The organism is Mucilaginibacter conchicola, assembly GCF_003432115.1.
Lineage (GTDB): Bacteria > Bacteroidota > Bacteroidia > Sphingobacteriales > Sphingobacteriaceae > Mucilaginibacter > Mucilaginibacter conchicola.
Genome location: NZ_QWDC01000001.1, coordinates 1,145,536 through 1,164,835 on the forward strand (window position 1 = coordinate 1,145,536; position 19,300 = coordinate 1,164,835).

The window sequence follows — 19,300 nt, forward strand, 5'->3', positions numbered from 1 at the left end:
GATAAGTTCTTGATTCTGATAATTGGTTAGTGGTTATTTACCATCCGGGATTTTGTTTCAAATTGGGGTTCTTAAGTGTCTCGTCGTACGGTATAGGGTACAGGTACATTTTAGGCGCATCAAACTTAGGGGTAAGCACAGTGCCATAAGTGTATGTATAACCTGCTGCCGTATTTGCTATAGTTACGCCTGTTATAGGCTGGTTCATAACGGTTTCGGCTATCTTCCAGCGGCGTATATCAAAGAAGCGATTCTCTTCAAATGCCATTTCTAAACGGCGTTCGCGGTGTATAGCCTCGCGCATCTTGTCTTTGTTTAAGCCTGTAGGCAACTGGTACGGAACCAGGCCGGCACGTTGCCTTATTTTTTCAACTGCCGAGTAAACCGAAGCATCAGGCGCACCCAATGCCTCGTTTTGTGCTTCGGCATACGATAGGAGGATATCTGCATATCTAAAGATCATCCAATCTTCGGGAGCGGTGGCATAGTTGGTTGCATCTTCGTACAAACCCATAAACTTGCGCATGTAATAACCGGTAGCCGTTTGCTGTGTACCTACATTAGGTTTACCTCTTGAGCCCTCATAAGTAACCACTGTTGATTTTAGCCATTTTGCTCCGTTAAAAAACACGGTAAAGCCAAGGCGTGGGTCGCGGTTATCATAAGGATTGGCCGGGTCATAGCCTGATGCTGCATCGGTAATATCTAAACCATTGCTCATAGGGTATGCGTTAACCAGGTTTTGACTTGGGCTTGTACGGCCCCCGCCAAGTGGGCTGGTGGTAAAACCAAGCGGCCCGTTAGCCCCTTCAACCCCATTGGTTAGGCCGTTAGGCCTCTGGAAAATAACTTCGGTATTGGCAGGTACCTGGGTAATAAATGCATTTCTGAAATCAGATACCAAACTATAGGCATTTAAATCCATTACTGCTTTTGCTGCAGCGGCTGCTTTTTGCCAGCGGCTAACATCATAACCAGCGTAACCGGTAAGCGAGTTTGTTGCATCAATATTGCCACCATTATAAAGCGGACTTGCCGCGTACAATAAAACTTTAGCTTTTAGTGCCAACGCTGCACCGTTGGTTACACGTTGTGAATAGGCCGCAGGCTGTGCAAGCGGTGCGGTAAGCAATGTATCTTTTATAGCATCACACTCGCTTACTATGTAGTTTACACAATCTTCAAACGAATTACGGGGCAAGGCAATGTTGTCTTCAAGGGTAAAAACCTTATCGCCAACTATAGGGATACCACCGTAGCGTTTAAGCAAATTAAAATAGGTTAAGGCTCTTAAAAAACGGGCTTCGCTTTTCCAGGCAAATTTCATTGAAATACCGGGGCGCAACTGGTCTTTAACCGGTACAATATTAATATTGGTAATAAAAATATTGGCTTGCCTTATGGCTTTGTAGCTGTTTGCCCAAATATTATCGCCCGGGAAAAAGTTAGTTGCGTTGTAGGCCGCAGTTGCCATTCTGTAAACATCCGCAGCTGCGTTATTAGGTGATGATACCGCATCATCACTTGCAGCATCAAGATAATCTGATGCTACCCTGTTATGGCCCGATTGCGTGAAAGCGTAAACGCTGTTTAAGTAAGCGTACGCATTAGCGCCAAGCGAATCGTCTTTATCAAAAACAAAATCGATAGTACGCTGCTCTGCCGGTACCGGCTCATATTTTTTACAGCCTACAATAATTGCTATTGCTATAAGAGCTGCTGATATATTAAATGATCTTCTCATGGTTTTAGCTGTTATAGTTTTACACTTACACCTGCGTTAAATACTCTCTGAATTGGATAAACCTGGCCAAAAACCTCAGGATCTATCCCTTTATAGCCTGATAGGGTTACCAGGTTTTCGCCGTTAACAAAGAAACGCAGGTTTGATACGTTGAACTTTGAGGTGATGCTGCGTGGAAGTGTATAACCAACCTCGGCATTTTTAAGCCTTATGTAATTACCCGAGTGCACGTAGTAGCTTGAGGCAGCCGAGTTGTTTTGATTAAACCCTGCTGTAAGCCTTGGCGAAGTTGCGGTTGCCGCGGTCTCGGGTGTCCAGCGGTTTAATATTGAAGTGTAAGCCTGGCCATAAGGCGGGCCACCAAGGCCACCTTTTCCATTAAAGCCCTGCGTAACATCTATCTGGCTGTAGTTTATCTGGTTATTGCCAACACCTTGCAGCAACACGCTCATGTTAAAACCTTTGTAGTTAAAACCAAAGTTTAAACCGTAATATACCAATGGTTTTAGACCGCCTATGGCCGATATATCATACTGATCTATAACGCCATCGCCATTAAGATCTTTGTATTTAATGTCACCTGCTTGTGGCGTGTAACCGGCTGTAGTAGGGCTGCTGGCAGCTTCTTGTTGTGTTTGGAATAAACCCAGCGCAGTATATCCGTAAATAGCGGTTATTGGTTTACCGGTACGTACCATCCATGGATATACTTGTTTCAGCTCGTCAAAGTATTCGGCTTTTGCTGATACGATGCTGGCATTACCGGTTACAAAGTAGTTGAAATCGCCTACGTGGCTTTGATGTGTAACAGTCAGCTCGCCGCCGGTCATTCTGTTTATGCCCAGGTTCTCAACCGGGTAATTAGACCCAAGCAACTGGTTGCTGGCTCCTCTTGAACGAAGCAGGCCGTAATATTTGTTGTTGTAGTAATCTGCCGTAATGGCTAATTTATTATCGAACAAAGAGATATCGGTACCAAAGTTTATTTTGTGTGCACGCTCAGGGTTAACATTTGGGTTTATAACACCATTCACCTCTCCGTAACCACCACCGTTTACATAACCTGTACCCTGCGGATAAGCATTACCGCTCCCCGAGTCATAGGTACTGCGATAAGCAAAATAACCCGTCCAGTCTACGTTACCATTGCCGGTATTACCGTATGATGCTCGCCATTTCCATGAGTTTATCCACGGCAAGTTATCTTTGATGAAGCTCTCGCGGCCCATTTGCCAACCTAAACCACCGGCGTAGTACCAGCCAAAACGATGGCCCGGTGCATATCTGTCGTCGCCGCTATTGTTTACCGTACCGGTGATGTAGTACTTGTTATCGTAGTTGTATGAAAGCTGCAAAGCGCGGTTTTGTAATAACCTTGGCAGGTCATAGGTTAATACCACAGACCGGTAATCGTAAAACAGCATGGCGTTAATGTTATTTTTTCCAAAGCTGTTATCATACGCCACAGCAGCCTGTGCGTACGCATATCTTGAATTTGATACGTTATTAAAGCTATTGCTTTGGGTACGCGGGTTACCAAATGCAGTATAACTCCCATCAACCTGCGAATACTGATAAACCGCATTTTGTAAGCTTCTGTCAATAAAGTTTTGCGAGTTAATGGCAAAGTTTCCTTTTCCGCGCAACGACAAACCTTTAAGCGTGCTGCCCATATCATACTTCAGATCCACGTTAGTTAAAATGTCGTGGTTTTGGGTATTGGTGTAGCCCGAGTATTGGCTCATAGCCAATAAGTTATTGCTAAAGTAATCTATGTTGCGGCCTGCAAAGCTGCCATTGAGGTTGTATATAGGGTAGGCATTACTTGGCGTACCGTACAAACGCTCAAGCAACATTGGGAATGTTGTACCACCCTGGCCCGGGTAAGTAATGGTTTGTACCCTGCCAAATAACTGCAGATCTATATCCAGATTTTTTGCCGCACTAATGTTAATATCAGAGTTAAGCGTGTAACGGCTTAAGTTGTTATTGGTATTGTATGACAGTGATGGATCTGTTTTCCACATCCCTCCCTGGTTAAAATAATTTAATGAGATAGAATATCTTGCAATGTTATTACCGCCTGTAATGTTCAACTTATAGTTACGCATTGGCGCATTTTTGCGAATCAACGTATTAAACCAGTTAACGTCAGGATGGCCAATAGGATCGCTGTGGTTACGGTAAGCCTCAAAATCGGCAGTGGTATAAATAGGCGATTTGTTATCGTTCTGCAAAGCCTCATTAGCCAGATAAGCATACTGGTATGCCGAAATTGGCGTTGGCAAACCCAATGATTGCTGGATACCGTACTGCGCCGAAAACGACAGTAACGTGCGGCCCTGTTGCGCTTTTTTAGTAGTGATAAGCAATACCGAGTTTGAGCTGTTTATACCCAAAAGGATGGTTGAAAGCCCGTCTTTAAGTACTGATACCGACTCGATGGTTTCAGGGTCGATAGAGGATATCTCGCGCTGCACGCCGTCAATAATGGTTATTGGTGCTTGAGGTGCGTTAAAAGGGTTTACAGCGCCGCGTACCTGTACATCAAACTGCCCGTTGTTATCCTCGGCGTTAATATTATGTTTACCAACGTAGTTAAACAAAAATGCGGCATTTGTTGGTGTTGCTGCCTGCGGATTTGGGAAACCGGTTCTTTGGCGCACATATAAACCTGCAAGCTGGCCGGGTAACGCAAAGGTGTATAACGATGCCGGCGTTGTGGTAAGCTGGTTGGTGTAAATGGTTGAAATTGCTGCCAGGTTATCCTCAGCTTTTACATTGTTGTACAGTACATCAATGCTTTGGGGCTGTTTCAAAAACTGTTCAGACAATTGTATTCCAACGCTATCCTTTTGCCCCACTTTATACTGGGCTACATTGTAACCCGGGCCTTTAAAACTAAGGGTAGCGCCCTGTTTTGCGTTGATACTAAAAAATCCTTTAGTATCGGTGCTCACGGTATCATTAGTTTTAACCACCACTACCTTTATACCTTTTATAGGCACGTTGTATTGGTTAAATACAGTTCCGTGTACGGCACGTGCTGTTTGCGCACGGGCAACGCCTACGGCTGTTACGCTGATGATAACAGGCATTAAAATACTTTTTATAACATATCTAAGTTGCATCAGATTAAGGTTTAAAAGTTGCAGAGCGGACATAAGCCAGGCTAAGCAGCTAAATTTTTGCTTTACTTTTAATGTATTTTATAAGCTTACTTGTGCGTTTATTCGCAAGCGAACTTTATGGTAAACGGAGCATCGGTATTACCGTAGCCAACCTTTATGTTACCGGCCTTGTTGGTTATAAAGTAGTCCATACTGGTAATGGTCTGCCCGGCTTCGACATTAAAAAGCTTCCTGGGCCAAAACGTTATCTGAAACTGGTTTGGATCGGTCTCCATAAGTTTCGAAGTTTCATTCTGCGCACATACGTTAATACTTTTACCATCACTTGTATGTGCGGTTGCACAAAGGTACAGGTCATGATTTCCCTTCAACTGAGTGTCTATCAAAACGTTGTTGTACGAAATGGTCTGGTAATCATTATCAAGCGCTTTGGTTGGATTTAGCGATGTAAGCGACGGGTTACAAAAATCTATCAGGTCGCCCTCTCCTTTTACTTCCAAACAATCAGCGTATTTAACCGGGGATAATTTAATATCGTCATCTCCAATACCATCATCATCATTACAAACCACATAACCCAACTTTACTGAAGTGTTTGCGCCATCAACACCAACTTTTATCTGTACACTAAACACGGCATGCACATTTTCAAACGGTGTTGTTTCGATATTTGCCGGCGTCCAAAAAGGTACCCATTCCATATCATCAATATAGTTGGGGCCTATGCCAAATCTGTTCTTCATACGGGTTGCCCAGTTCTCGCCATTCTTGGCTTTAGCGGCTACAACGCTTGCGGGTATAGGCACCAAAGTACCGCTACCTTTATTTTCTGATGTATAGGTTATCTTTACATTCTGGTTTTGGCCGAGTTTCCAGGCGCGCGGCGCAAGTACGCCCACTACTATCCTTTTACTATAAGGACCTTGCTCGGTCTGGAAATTCATATCCAGTTTTGCAGTGATCACATCACCTGCATTGGCACTGGTTGGTTGCTCAAGAGAGTTAATAAAGAACTCGCAATTGCTTAATAGCAATATGAGCATCCCCAGCGTTAAATTTCGCAGTAGGCTTTTGCGAGAGCTACGTAAACGTCTTATCATATTCTATTTCGTTAATTGGTTCTTTTTAAAGTATACTTATACACATTGGTTTCGCAGCCGGGGCTAAATGTGAGTACGATACGACGGCTGCCCTGTATGTTTGGCGACTGGTAAGTAGATTTTACCGGCGCCGGCGCTCCTTCTGCAGTAAAGCTGATATCAAAAGGATATTTGGGGTCGTTAAACTTGTACTCGCCATTACCGCTAACAATAAATGGCACCGGGTTTTCAACAGTATATTTACCATCGGTAAATGTTATTTTAAAATCGGCCAGATGCGTCATGCCATTTGGTAAGTTTATCAGTTCGCGGCCATTTTGTGTTGCCGATGAAATTGTCCAGGTACCGTTAATATCCTTGTTACTTTCTGTTACATCGGGCACCAGCTTATCTGTTTTACATGATGCGGCGGCCAGCACGTAAACCAGCAACGCAAGCACCGTAAATATTTTTTTATTTATCATGATCTCTGTGTGTCTCAAAATTTAATAACCAGGGTTTTGAAGCGTTTCTTTTGATTTTGCAACCTCAGCTGCGGGCAGCGGCCACAAGTATAAAGCACCTTTAAAACCATGTTTACGCACATTTACGCGTTTGTATGCTTTTAAATTACCTGCACCATCGCGCTGTATCTCCATACCTGTAAACTGGGCATTTTGTGTATCGCCCAATAACCAACGGCGCACATCCCAAAAACGGTGGCCTTCAAATGCAAGCTCAATACGGCGCTCGTGCTGTATAACCTTGCGCATTTGATCTTTATTTAAGCCTGTTGGCAACGCAAACGGAACAAGGCCGGCACGTTTTCTTATAGCCTCGATAGGTGCGTAAGCCTGTGCAGGGCCTTGCGATTCATTTATAGCTTCTGCGTAACTTAACAATACCTCGGCATACCTTATCAAGGGGATGCAACGTGTAGTACTGTTGAATGAGTTAGGCACAGCCGCCGGATCAAGCATTTTAGCGCCATAATAGCCTGTTTTAGTACCCGAATAAATGGCATCGAGGCCTACACCCTGCCCGTTAACGGTATAAATATTTATCGGTGTTTGTGTAAGTGAGCTATTGGTGATCCAGGTAGATTGATCGCGAAGTACGGAGTATGCCAGGCGCGGGTCTCTGCCATCATACGGTTTATTAGGATCATAACCAGACGCCGGATCGGTAATATCTTTACCATTTGCCATCTGGAAAGCATCTACAAACTCCTGGTAAGGGAAACCACCACCCTTACCACCACGGGATGGCGGCAGATAAAGGCTTTCCAGGTCGTTGTTATTACCTTTCATTACCTGGAAGATATACTCGTTATTATAGCGTTGTGTAAACACATACTGGAAACCATAACCAGGAGATGCATTATTTTCTTCAAGCTTGTATGTACCTTGATCCATAACTGCTTTTGCTGCAGCCGCTGCCGTATCCCAACGCAGTTGCGACGGTGTAACGTGTCCAAGCAACTTTTTCAATTCCTGGTTACCGCCGGCCATGTTATAAGGCATCTCTACAGAGGTATTCTCGGGGTTAAATAAAGGGCTTGCCGAGTACAGCAAAACGCGCATTTTTAAAGCCTTACAAGCACCGCCCGATGCACGGCCGTAAGTTAATGCTGTTTGTACAGGCGGCAGTATCTTGGCAGCCTCGTCACACTCTGAGACGATATAATTTACGCATTCATCAAATGACGCGCGCTTTGCGCTAACCTTATCGTTATAGTTATAAACAGTATCGCCAACAAGTACTACGCCGCCATAATGCTTTAACAAGATAGAGTAATACCACGCCCGCAAAAAACGCGCCTCGGCAAGCACCTGGGTTTTAGTTAGCTGTTTAAGCGGCGCCTTCGGCAAGTTTTTCATAAACACGTTTACAGACCTTATTTGTGTGTAACAAGTGTTATAAGCATCGTCAGAAACCGTGTTGGCATCAACCGAACCGTTGGCAAATGCAATCGGGGTGGTGGCACTGTTATCATAAGGCTCAGCCTCGTCTGATGCTATATCAAGGCCACCATTGGTAAACCTCTTGGAATCCTCACTAAATCCTATTTTAGAATAGATGTTAGACAGGAAGGCAATAGTTTTTGTACTATCGCTAAATACCGCCTGCTCTGTAAGGTCGGTAGTTTGTGTCTGCCCCAAAAAATCTCCCTTTTTACAAGAGAAAAGAGCAAACCCTGCCGCAAATAAGAAGACAAATTTGTAGAGTTTCTTCATATCATAATTTAATCAAGGTACTAACAACCGGCAGGTAAAGGCTCACCCTTAGTTGGTTATAATTGGTATATCAAATTTAATCTATAAAAACGATTTAGCAAACTTTTTAAGAGGATTATTGTAAATAATGCAACTTTTTACAAATTTTTAATTCAAAGCCGTTTTTTTAGAAGATTTTCAATTATAAACGGCTTAAAATACTAAGATTGCAACCCACTAAATCAGTTTAGCTTATTAAAGTATCTTTGAAAGAACAACATCTGATAATTAACAGAGTTACTCCAATACTCCCAGGTGTGCCCACCCGGCCTTACAGTGTAATCATGAGGTATCTTAGCATCAAGCAGTTGCTGATGGAAGGCGTTATTTATCCCTGCAAAAAAATCGTCGCTGCCACAGTCAAAAATTATCTTTAATGCGCCTGGCTTTAGCTTACCTACCATGCCGGTAGCACTATGGTCTAACCAGCTTTTAGGGTCTTTATCATACTCGCCTAATATCTGCTTAATAGCAAAATCATTTTTATACGGGCGCAGATCCATACATCCGCTCATAGAGCCTACCGCGCCATAAACGTCCTGGTGATTAATCCCCATAGTGATTGCACCGTGCCCGCCCATACTTAAACCGGTGATAGCCCTGCCGGTGCGATCTTTTACGGTTGAAAAATGACTGTCGATGTAAGCCACCAGTTCTTTAGATACATAAGTATCAAACATCCAGTAACTATTTACCGGGCTATCGATATACCAGCTGGCAAAAGCACCATCGGGGCAAACTATCAGGCAGTTATACCTATCGGCAAGGCCGGCAACCGCAGGGTCTTTGCTTATCCAATCGGCATAGTTGCCGCTAAAGCCGTGCAGCAAGTAAACTACCGGGTAATTAGCTTTCTTTGAATATTTGGCTGGAGTGATCACTACCGCTTTAATATCACGGTTCATGATCTGGCTGTGTACCGTAACCGTATCAACCTTTGCGGCCTGTGCGTTTAAGAAAAGGCAAAGTGCCGGTAAAATGATCAGTTTTTGTATTATTTGCTTAAGCATTGTAGGTTTAGTTGATACGTGTTAATGATATTTTGCGGGTTACAGGCTTGTTTATTTTGTAGATCTGGTTTACCAATACATCCTGCTCCATCTGCCAGGCTTCCCTGATATTTTTATACTGAGATAGTAGATAGCTTGGTTTATTGCCAGCAACAAAAATGTCTTTCTTAGCGCGCACGTTAACGGTGTCCATCGCCGCACGATTATCGGCATTAAGCAGGCCGCGCTCCAGCAATACGTTATATTCCATAAACGCATGGTTGCGCAGGCGGCGCTCAATTTCCCAGCGTTCCTCGTTCAGGTGCATTACCTGCATGGCCTGCTGGTATTGCGGCGTAGCAGTTTGCTCGGCAAGGTTAATACCCCGGCCCAGTTGGTCTGCAGACCATGCCCCTATCTTCTCTCCGTCAATACTTAACTGATAGCTGCCGCTTTGCAGATTTTTAACTGTTAGCATCTCGCGATCCAGTTCCTGAATAATAGGCGCTACTTTCACAGCTTCTGACTGGCGGCGTTTGTTGCCCCAACCATGCGAAACGGTATCTAACGGATAAGGCAATGATTTTGCCAGGTAATCAAAAGTGATGTTGTTGACATCGCCGGTTACTTTGCTGATCTTGCTGTTATCGGCCTTTAATATTTGCTTAGATGCAGCATCAAGCTCAACATCCGCAACAGGTTTGTTAGCCAAGCCCTGTGCTTTAAGAAAAAGATAAGCCATCACCATGTGGCCATCGTTATCCGGGTGGATACGATCATTAGGTGTTAAACTATAAGCCGGATTTTTCACCTGCTCGCGTTTGTTTATCTCGGTCATGGGGCGGTTAAAATCCACAAAACCCCAGTTGTTCTTTTGGGCAGCCTGTTGCTGAAACTCGGCCACTTTTAACAATGCTGCGCTTTTGCCACGGTAAATATTGTTTGGCGTAGCATAAGTAAACTCATCATAAGGCGACGACGCAATAAGGATGGGTTTTATCTCAGGGTGCTTTAACAATTTCGCCTCTATCTGGTGGTAGTATTTATATGAGGTATCTAAACGGTTTTGCAAGGTTTGCTGTGCATCGTCACGAAACCACTCAAAATACCCCGTATCATTCATACCCCATGAAAGGGTTAACACCGTTGGGTGATGCACCATCACATCGGTATCAAACCGGCGGGCTATTTGCCTGGCAACATCGCCACCAATACCAATGTTGTAGCAAGTAATACGCATTTCGGGGAAGTGCGTCATGTAATACAGCCATATATACGAGTGGTAATGCCCGCCATCGGTAATGCTGTTGCCTACAAAAGCTACCCTATCGCCGTTTTTAAACGGGGCCACATTTTGTGATTGCGCGCTTGCCCCCACGCTCATTAAAGCCGCCCCTGCGCATAGCAGCGTTCTTTTCCAAAATCCCGATCTCTTTTTCACTTTATCCGGTTAATCGTTTTAGTTATTTTATCTGAGCAGCCAATGCTGATCATTTTGGTTTAGTTTAATATTCCCCAGGTTTTTGACGGCGTACTGCCCATTACCAGTTTCAGCGTACCGCCGGCAGTGATATCGGCATAATCAATAAAGCACTTGTGGTAAGGCTTGCCGTTAAGCTCGGCACTTTGTATGTACACATTTTTGGCCGAGTTATTTTGTGCGATGATGGTAAAGCTTTTGCCTTTTGCGTACTTGCTATCCAGCGCAACGGTCACTTTATTAAAAACCGGACTGGTAATTTCCTGCCTTGTATCGCCCGGGCAAACAGGGTGCAAGCCCATGGCCGAAAGGATATACCACGCCGACATCTGGCCAACATCTTCGTTACCTACCAAACCTTCAACACTGTTGTGGTAAGCGCGGGCGCAGATAGCGCGTGTCCATTTCTGGGTTAGCCATGGCGTCCCCAATCGGTTAAACAGGTATGGCACGTGATGCACGGGTTCATTGGCGTGGTTGTAGTAATCGTTCCACATCATATCCTGAGGCGTTTTGGCAAAGAAGCTTTCCAGATCGGCAATTACTTTTGCCTTGCCGCCCATCAGTTTTACCATACCGTCTACATCCTGCGGAACAAACCAGCCCTGCTGATATGGGTTACTCTCGATACTGCCGTACCACTGCTTCAAACGGCCTTCGGCAGGCCATGGCAACCAGTTGCCGTCCTTATCTTTAGGCCTAAACCAGCCTTTATCGTTATCAAATATGTTTTTGTACGATGCCGAGCGGGCCATGTATTTTTCGTAGCCCTTATCGTCACCTGCTGCTTTGGCTAATTGCGCGGCACACCAATCGGTATAAGCATACTCTAAGGTGTAAGAAATGCTCAATGGCTCGGGCGTGAAGCCTTTTTCGCCGTTGCCAAATTTCTCAACTGAATTTGCTGACAGTTCATAAGCCTTCTGCAGATCATACCCGCGGATACCTTTCGCGTACGCATCGGCAATTACCGATACGGCGGGGTTGCCCAGCATACAGCCGCTATAGGCGTTTAAAAGCTCCCAACGTTCCAGATAATTGCGGTCTTTTTCCTGTGCAAGGGTAACGAGCGAGTTGATCTCATCATTAACCAGGCTTGGGTTGATGATGCTTTGCAGCGGCATCTGGCTGCGGAAAACATCCCAGCCGCTAAATATGGTGCGTTTTTTAAATGCTGTTGAATGGTGCGCTTTGCCATCGCCACCCGGGTACTGGCCGTCAACATCGGTAATAATACGAGGATCGAGCATGCTGTGGTACATAGCCGTGTAGAAAACTACTTTCTCCTCGCGGGTGCCACCCTCTATTTTAACTTTAGATAAGGCCGCGTTCCATAAAGCTACAGCCTTTTGATGCACAGCATCAAAGTTCCAATTCGTAATCTCTTTTGCCAGGTTATTACGTGCGCCTTCAACGCTAACGAATGAGATACCGGCTTTCATCAATACCGCTTCGTTGGCTTTGGTGGTAAACTCGGTATAGAAACCCAAATGTTTGCCTTCTTTCTCTTTAGCACCTTTTAAAACGGTTGCCTGCGCAACGCGGGCCTGGTATTTGGCTGATGTTACATCTTCCAGCTTGCGGGCCCAGTCGTTAGGGATATCGGCGCTCCAGATGCCATAGTTCTTTAATGGCTTGCTAAACTCAGCATGGAAATAAACGGTGTAATCGGCATGGCCTTCGCCGTTGCCCCAGCCGCCGCCATCGGGCGTGCATTTCATCCAACCCTCAATGGTGTGGTCGTTTATCACCTTAACATATTGTAATGACGAGGTGCCGCCTACCCTGCGGGCCAAATCTATCTGCATGCGCGATTGTTTGTTTTGCGGGAAGGTAAAACGCAAAATGCCGCTATGCGGCGCAACCGTCATCTCGGCTTTTACTTTATTGGCAAGCGCTACCGAATAGTAACCCGCCAACGCTTTTTCTGTTGATTTAATAAACCCGCTGCGGTATCCACCAACGGGATTCTTCAGCGTACCTGCACTGGTGTGCAGTTTGCCTGTGGTAGGCATCACCAGGAAATTTCCCAGATCACCACCCCAGCCTGCGCCGCTCATCTGCGTAAAAGCGAAACCTTCAATGCTGGTATGCTCGTGACTGTAGCCCGGCGCATTATCGCCGCCGGTAATAGTATTGGGGCTAACCTGCACCATGCCGAAAGGCACATCGGCACCAGGGAACGTTTTGCCTAAACCATGGTAAACACCAGCGGCAGCGGTGCTTGTACTGGCCCCTATAAAAGGGTTAACATAACCTGCAGGTGCCTGCGCATAAACCGAAGCACTGCACAAAAAAGCGGCAGAAAAAGCTAAAAGATATTTAAGTTTCATCAGTTCGTATCAGGTAAGGGAGCCAAAAACTCCCATAATTGGCGAACACAAATTTATCAATTAAAACGTTTTAGCAAAATTTATTTCAATTGATTGAAAATTTGCAGGCTACAATTGGAACCTCACCGTACGGAAACCCATCTTAGGCACATCAAAACTTAGCTGTTTACTATCGCCTGTTGTTTTGGCGGGTTGTAGTTGCTTCACTACCCTTCCATCCAACTCAACCAGACCGGCTGTTTTGAACTTAAATTTCGTAATGATGCTCTTCGTTCCGCTGATGCCTTCAGCATTAAAAAAACGGATATCCACATATCCTGCACCTGCAGTGGCGGATGACAGGCTAAGCCCCGAGTTATCCGCATCTATCAATGAGCGCGTGTCAGCAGCACCATTGCCAAGTACCGCTTTCAAAGGTTCGTTCCATCCTGCAGAAAGCGACCAAATGCCTGCTTTATCCCATGTACCTTTATGCGGCACTATGGCGTAACGGATGGTTGTAGGGCCATCAGTAAAATAATCTCTGCCCCAAAGCCCCATGCCCGAGTATTGGGTAACCAAACCAAGTGGGAAGTTCTCACCATGCGTGTAGCTGGTGGTATGGTCGGTAAGCAGTGCCATGCCGTATTCTCCGCGGGTATCCGTCACATCAACCCAGTTTAGGATAACGTTGTTTTTGATGCCGTCCCAGCTATTAAAGAATGTATTTTTCAGTTTACTCTCAGTCACCTCAAACGGGGCGTTCTTGTAAACTTTTTGTCCGGCCAGGTTCAGCGGGAAAACGGTTACCAGTTTGTTGCTATCGTTATAAAAAGGCTTTTTATAATCCGTCCATTTATAGTTCTTGCGGTCAACATCCTCACCTACCCCAACATTCTTTTTCCAGTCGATATTTACCTGCAGATCTACCACCGACGAGCCTTGCGACAGGGCGATGGTCTGCGTAAATGCCGTACCGGCGATGGTTCCCTTCACCTGTACAACAGAGCGTAGGGCACCATTCTCAATTACCTCTACCTGTGCCGCTTCATCCATAGACTTTTTCAACCCGCCATCATTATAAAAATTACCGCGCAGGGTGTTAAAGCCATTACGGTTAGCTTTATCTACCATCTCCTTACCATACTTTTTAAAGATAAGGCTGGTAATGCTGCCGCCCTTTTTGGGGTCGATGATGAGTTTGTATAGATCTGATTCTAACTGTATTTTACCATCGTTCAATTTTGTACCGATGCTTTTAGAGGTCTTTGCGCCACCTTCTGCCAAACTATAGGTCTGATAGCCAAAAGCAGGGACAGATGCGTTGATCAGCAAGCTATCTTTTACCATTTGTGAAGCAACCGTCTTACCCGCTGCATTTTTTATCACAATGTTCTTACCCTGCAATTGCGACGGGATAGCGACAGTCACCAAACCCGTTCTGCCTTTGCCCTGCGTATTTAAAACAGTCACGGAATTACCTTTTGAGAGCGATGAACCATTAGTAATATCATCTGAGAGGTGATTGGTATTACCCGTCCAGCTGATCACTTTATCTGCCCAGGTATCGCCTTTACTACCGTTGTAGGGCACTATCCAGCAATCGTGGTGTTGGGATAGCAATAGTGTGCGCCACGCACTGTCGACCGAGGCAGACGGCCACGCCGCCCCGTTGGTTAGTTTATTGATAACGGCAACTTTCTCGGCCCTTAAAATATTGTTCTCGGCAGCACGCACGCGTTGTGCAATTTTCTGCGTCACCTGCGATCCCCAAACCAAGCTCACCAGAATATCTTCCTGGCTAACCTTCCAATCTGTGCGTTTATCTTTTGGTACAACCGTTTCAAAATAGTTGCGCCAGGTGGTGTAAGTATTTTTTTGGCCTGCGCTATCCGCCTTGCCCAGGAAAGGGCCGCCTTTCCAGCCCGCATCCTGCAGGGTCATACCTATGGGGTTGGCCATACCATATTTGCGGGCAGCGTTGATGTATTTAGGCGAGTTATTCCAGGCAATGGTTTGCCAGGTTGATTTTGGCTCCAGTTCCTCAACCGCATAACGTGGCGAGGCGATGATAGTGCTGCCATCAGGACCAATCCAGTTCACCAATTCGCCGCCAAAGGCACGGGTGTAACCACCAAAACATGTATTGGGGTTCTTTAACGATGCATATTTAAAGCCGTACGAACTCAGGATCCCCGGCAGGGCATTTGTAAAACATGGCTCCTCAGACGAGTAACTGCTGAACTTTATGCCGGGGAAATACCCGCGCAGTTTCTGCATACCATAACCTAACTGCCTGATAATGCTTTCGCCTTCAATATTGTACATATAAGGCTGCCCGTAAGCCGGACTAACATATTCTATCCGCCCATTGGCCGACTGATCTTTCATCAGCGCCGCGAACTCTGCAAAAGCCTTCGGGTCAACTTTCGATGCCCTGTCCCAGGTCTCGGGTTCAATCTCGAGGTTTATTTTCCAGAAGGGCTGCTTATTCAGCATATCCACCATAAAGCGGGTATTCCAGTCGGGGTAATGGCCCCAAACACCGCCGTGGTAGCCATCGATATACCAAGCCTGCTGCGCCGACGCGCTTAACCCTGCCGATAGCATAATACCGGTTAATAATGCTTTAAACTTTCTATTTCTGCGTAAGTACATGTTGCTGTTGGTTTACCGCGGTTATCTCCACTTTACGTGCAACGGGGCGGTTTATCAGGTAAATTTGGTTAGTAAGCAGGTCCATTTCTTTCTGCCAGGCATCGCGCACGGGTTTAAGGCGTGCCTTATAATAGGTGTTCAGCGTGGCAGCCACAAAGAAATCTTTTTTAGCGTATTTCTGAAGCGAATCTACCGTTGCTTCGCCATCGTTATGCAGCAGACCGTGCGGTTTCATTATAGAGTATTGCAGCCACCAGTACTCGCGCAGGCGGCGCTCGGTTGCCCAGCGTTCTTCGTTTAGATGCATTACTGCAAGGGCTTGCTGGTATTGAGGTGTGGCTGATATATCGGCCAGGTTTATCCCCTGCGACAGTTCAGCACCGGTACGCGTACCCAGATCCTTGCCATCGATCCTGAGTGCGTAATTGGTTTGCGATGATAGGCCTTTCACCTGCACCAACTCCTGGTTAAACTCCTGTTGAAAGGGCACCAGTTTTAAACCATCTGCCTGCGAGCGCGGTTGATTGCCCCCGCCTCTTGGCAGCGTATCAACCGGATAAGGCAAAGCATTTGCTTTATAAATATAGCTTAAACCATCTGCTTTGGTAATGAGGTTGCTTACCTGGCAATTCTCCGCTTTTACATTTTTACTTTTTATATCGATGGCAACATCCGCCACCTTTTTACCGGCAAGGCCCTGCGCTTTCAGGAAAAGGTAGGCCATCACCATGTGGCCGTCGTTTGTTGGGTGGATGCGGTCGGTGCCTTCCATAGTGAACGCGGTGTCGCGTTTTTGTTGTTGCTGGTTAATGGCTTGCATGGGCTCATTAAAACTGTAGAACTCCCATTTATTGGCTTCGGCAGCTTTCTTTTGAAAATCGATCACCTTTTGGATAGCCTCGTTCTTCTTATAAAGCGCTATGAATTTGATCTTAACAGCCTCATCATAGGGTGTTGAACCCAGCATGATCTTGCGAACCTCTGGGTGAGTCTTTAGATGCTGTTGGATGCTTTGGAAACTTTGGTACGAGCGTTCGATGTTGGCCTTATAATTAGAATCGGCCTTGGCACCTTTGTACCACTGGTAACCGGTGTCGTTCATGCCGAAGCTCAATGTCATTACGGTTGGGTGATGCGCAAATACATCATCGTCCAGGCGTTCATCTATCTGTTTGGCTACATCGCCGCCGATGCCAGCATTGAAACAGTCGATACGCATGTTGGGCATCCGGGTCATGTAATACAGCCAAATGTACGAGTGAAAATGCCCGCCATCGGTGATACTGTTGCCCGTGAATACCACCCTGTCGCCGGCTTTAAAAGGTTTTATTTGCTGCGCGATGCTGCGGGTTGCGGTAAAAGATGCCGCCAGCAAAAAGGCCAGCGTTAAACGTTTATACATAAATCGATTTAGCGATTGATCAAAAATAAAAGCCTATTTCAAGGCTTTCTTAATTTCCTGTTCGGCAAGGGGCTCCATTATTTTGTATCCCGCCATGTTGGGGTGAACACCATCTACACACAGCTCCTGCTTAAGCTCTTTTTCAGGACCTACCATAGCCGAATAATAGTCGATATAGCCTAAATGATTTTTGGTGGCGTACTCTTTCAGCATCGCGTTCAATTTAGCAATAGGTTCGCGCGGGTCTAAACCAGGGTGCCACGGAAAAGCTTTTGCAGGAATAACCGATGAGAAAACCACTTTGATGCCCGCAACTTTCGCCAGTTCGGCCATGGAAAAGATGTTACCCGCCACGTTCTCAATTTTTGAAGGGCCGGTATTTTCGGCGATATCATTGATACCCGCCAGGATCACCACTACTTTAGGTTTAAGATTGATCACATCCTCGCGGAAACGCACCAACATTTGCGGCGTAGTTTGGCCGCCTATCCCCCTGTTCACATAAGATTTACCTTTGAAAAAATCAGGGTCGGTATTGATCCAGCCTTCGGTGATGGAGTTGCCCATGAAAACCACACGCTTTTCCCCGGCCGCGGGTGCTGGTAGTTTGGCGTTATCTTCTTCATAGCGTTTCATCCATGCCCAATCTTTATGGATGCGCTCTTCTATCATCTTCTGGAAGTTTGCCCAGGCCTCAGCTTTCTTTTGCTCTTCGGTTTTCTTTTGCTCATCTGTTTGTTGAGCGTGTGCCTGGGTAGCTGCAGCCAGCAGCAGGCAAAGCAGCAATTTGCCGCCTTTAAATTTCTTAAGGTTAAACATGGCTATTTAATAAAGGTCTATAATCGGTTAGATAGTCAAATATAAACAACTAAATTGTTTTAGCAAACTTATTTTAAAGGTTAATGGTCACAATTTGGTTGCAATGTTTTACTGGAACTTTAAACGGATAAAACGCGGGCGGTACAATTGCGGGTGGATCTTCAGGTCGTTTATAAAATCGAGCGAGTTGATGTTATAACTGATCAGCAGATCATTAGTGCCAGATAGCGTTGGATGCGCCTTTGCGTTGTACACCACAAAAGTACTCTTGATCAGGTCGGGTTTGCAATCCCATACTTTAATGACAGGTCCCCATGGGCCGGTTAGGTTATTGGCGAGGCGCATACCTATAATATGGCTCATAGCATCCACCTGGAATATCATGGCATAGCGGCCATCGGCCAGTTGGATAACACTTAACTCGTTCGAGGCTCGGTCGGTAATATTGGCTACTTTGTCCATTTCGGCTACCCAGGCTTTGCCATCCCAGAACTGCCATTTTGTATAAGTTTCAAAATCTTTTGGCAATACGCGGGCAACCACAAGGTTCTTCGCCCAATCGCGCACGCCATATACATATATATAACCATCTGGATTTTTTGCGCCCGCACTTTTGGTATTGGCGTAAATGCCCGCACCAAACGAGCCTACCCCGTTCCCCTCTTTATCGGCCAGGTAAAACGGCGAATCCATTTGTTTAACGGTTTTAAACGTTGGCGCTTCACTGGTTTTCAGTTTGATAAGCGTGTTGCCTATCTCCCTGAAACCAAAAGCCTCATCGCTCACATTGTGCATGCGATACCCGAAGATATATACAGAGCCATCGCCTTCTTTATTTACAAAGCCGTCGCCCAGCCAGTAATAGTCGCCCTCTTTTGTTTTTTGTGTTTGGGGAGCAAATACTGATTCTGCTTCGCCATTGGCTGCTTTCTTCCAGAAAAATTCCATCTGTTTTGCATCCGGCTTGCCACCAGTAAGCAGCGCGGTAGAATTATGGATCATTTTGTAACCATCCTGCATGGTACCATCCTTTACCTCGCCTATCATGGTATCACTAAAAATGAACAAAGTTTTATCGCGCTGGCCTGCTGCTTTTGCCTCGGCACCATTTAGGGGGATAGAATAAATACCATCGGCACCAAACCAGCCATGCGTACGTTTCAGCACGCCCGACCAGGCAGTATCAGCCTCAACTGTAAATTTTACCGATCGCTCATCTAACGACGGCACTTTTTGCTGCGCCATTGCGCTTGTAGCACAGGTTAACAACAAACACGATACTTGCAGGCGTAAAGACATCATGGGGATAATGTTATTGGTTTAAATCAGTTTATAATTAAAAAAAGCGTTTCTAATGCTTAAGAGCACATCAGACAGTGTTCTTTTTCGGGGTTCAATCTATAAAAAAAC

12 protein-coding genes are annotated in these 19,300 nt (G+C 45.6%); all 12 read right to left on the bottom strand.

What is annotated here, in order from left to right:
* Positions 1–37: 37 nt before the first annotated feature.
* Complete coding sequence (locus D0C36_RS05020; RefSeq protein WP_117390455.1) at positions 38–1,744, bottom strand: RagB/SusD family nutrient uptake outer membrane protein; 1,707 nt, start codon at positions 1,742–1,744, stop codon at positions 38–40.
* Between the two features lie 11 nt (positions 1,745–1,755).
* Positions 1,756–4,752, bottom strand: coding sequence for a SusC/RagA family TonB-linked outer membrane protein (locus tag D0C36_RS05025; RefSeq protein WP_394339841.1), 2,997 nt, complete (start codon positions 4,750–4,752; stop codon positions 1,756–1,758).
* 221 nt (positions 4,753–4,973) lie between these two features.
* On the bottom strand, positions 4,974–5,975 hold the full coding sequence (locus tag D0C36_RS05030; protein WP_117390457.1) for a DUF4961 domain-containing protein: 1,002 nt from the start codon (positions 5,973–5,975) through the stop codon (positions 4,974–4,976).
* 11 nt (positions 5,976–5,986) lie between these two features.
* Positions 5,987–6,439 carry a DUF5004 domain-containing protein gene (locus tag D0C36_RS05035; protein WP_117390458.1) on the bottom strand — a complete coding sequence of 151 codons (453 nt, stop codon included), beginning with the start codon at positions 6,437–6,439 and terminating at the stop codon, positions 5,987–5,989.
* Positions 6,440–6,460: 21 nt separating this feature from the next.
* Positions 6,461–8,191 carry a RagB/SusD family nutrient uptake outer membrane protein gene (locus tag D0C36_RS05040; protein WP_117390459.1) on the bottom strand — a complete coding sequence of 577 codons (1,731 nt, stop codon included), beginning with the start codon at positions 8,189–8,191 and terminating at the stop codon, positions 6,461–6,463.
* Positions 8,192–8,412: 221 nt separating this feature from the next.
* Positions 8,413–9,240 carry an alpha/beta hydrolase gene (locus D0C36_RS05045; RefSeq protein WP_117390460.1) on the bottom strand — a complete coding sequence of 276 codons (828 nt, stop codon included), beginning with the start codon at positions 9,238–9,240 and terminating at the stop codon, positions 8,413–8,415.
* Positions 9,241–9,247: 7 nt separating this feature from the next.
* Positions 9,248–10,660, bottom strand: coding sequence for an SGNH/GDSL hydrolase family protein (locus tag D0C36_RS05050; RefSeq protein WP_199501966.1), 1,413 nt, complete (start codon positions 10,658–10,660; stop codon positions 9,248–9,250).
* Between the two features lie 59 nt (positions 10,661–10,719).
* Complete coding sequence (locus D0C36_RS05055) at positions 10,720–13,032, bottom strand: GH92 family glycosyl hydrolase (protein ID WP_117390461.1); 2,313 nt, start codon at positions 13,030–13,032, stop codon at positions 10,720–10,722.
* A gap of 108 nt (positions 13,033–13,140) precedes the next feature.
* Positions 13,141–15,669 (bottom strand): glycoside hydrolase family 38 C-terminal domain-containing protein, encoded by a 2,529-nt coding sequence (locus D0C36_RS05060; RefSeq protein WP_199501967.1) that lies wholly within the window; start codon positions 15,667–15,669, stop codon positions 13,141–13,143.
* The gene (locus tag D0C36_RS05065) at positions 15,650–17,071 is read right to left on the bottom strand and encodes an SGNH/GDSL hydrolase family protein (RefSeq protein WP_117390463.1); all 1,422 of its coding nucleotides are present in this window, start codon (positions 17,069–17,071) and stop codon (positions 15,650–15,652) included. Before D0C36_RS05065 ends, D0C36_RS05060 begins: the two co-directional genes overlap by 20 nt.
* A 33-nt stretch (positions 17,072–17,104) precedes the next feature.
* Positions 17,105–17,890: an SGNH/GDSL hydrolase family protein gene (locus tag D0C36_RS05070; protein WP_117390464.1), complete on the bottom strand. Its 786-nt coding sequence runs from the start codon at positions 17,888–17,890 to the stop codon at positions 17,105–17,107.
* 108 nt (positions 17,891–17,998) lie between these two features.
* Complete coding sequence (locus D0C36_RS05075; protein WP_117390465.1) at positions 17,999–19,192, bottom strand: DUF4185 domain-containing protein; 1,194 nt, start codon at positions 19,190–19,192, stop codon at positions 17,999–18,001.
* Positions 19,193–19,300: the final 108 nt, after the last annotated feature.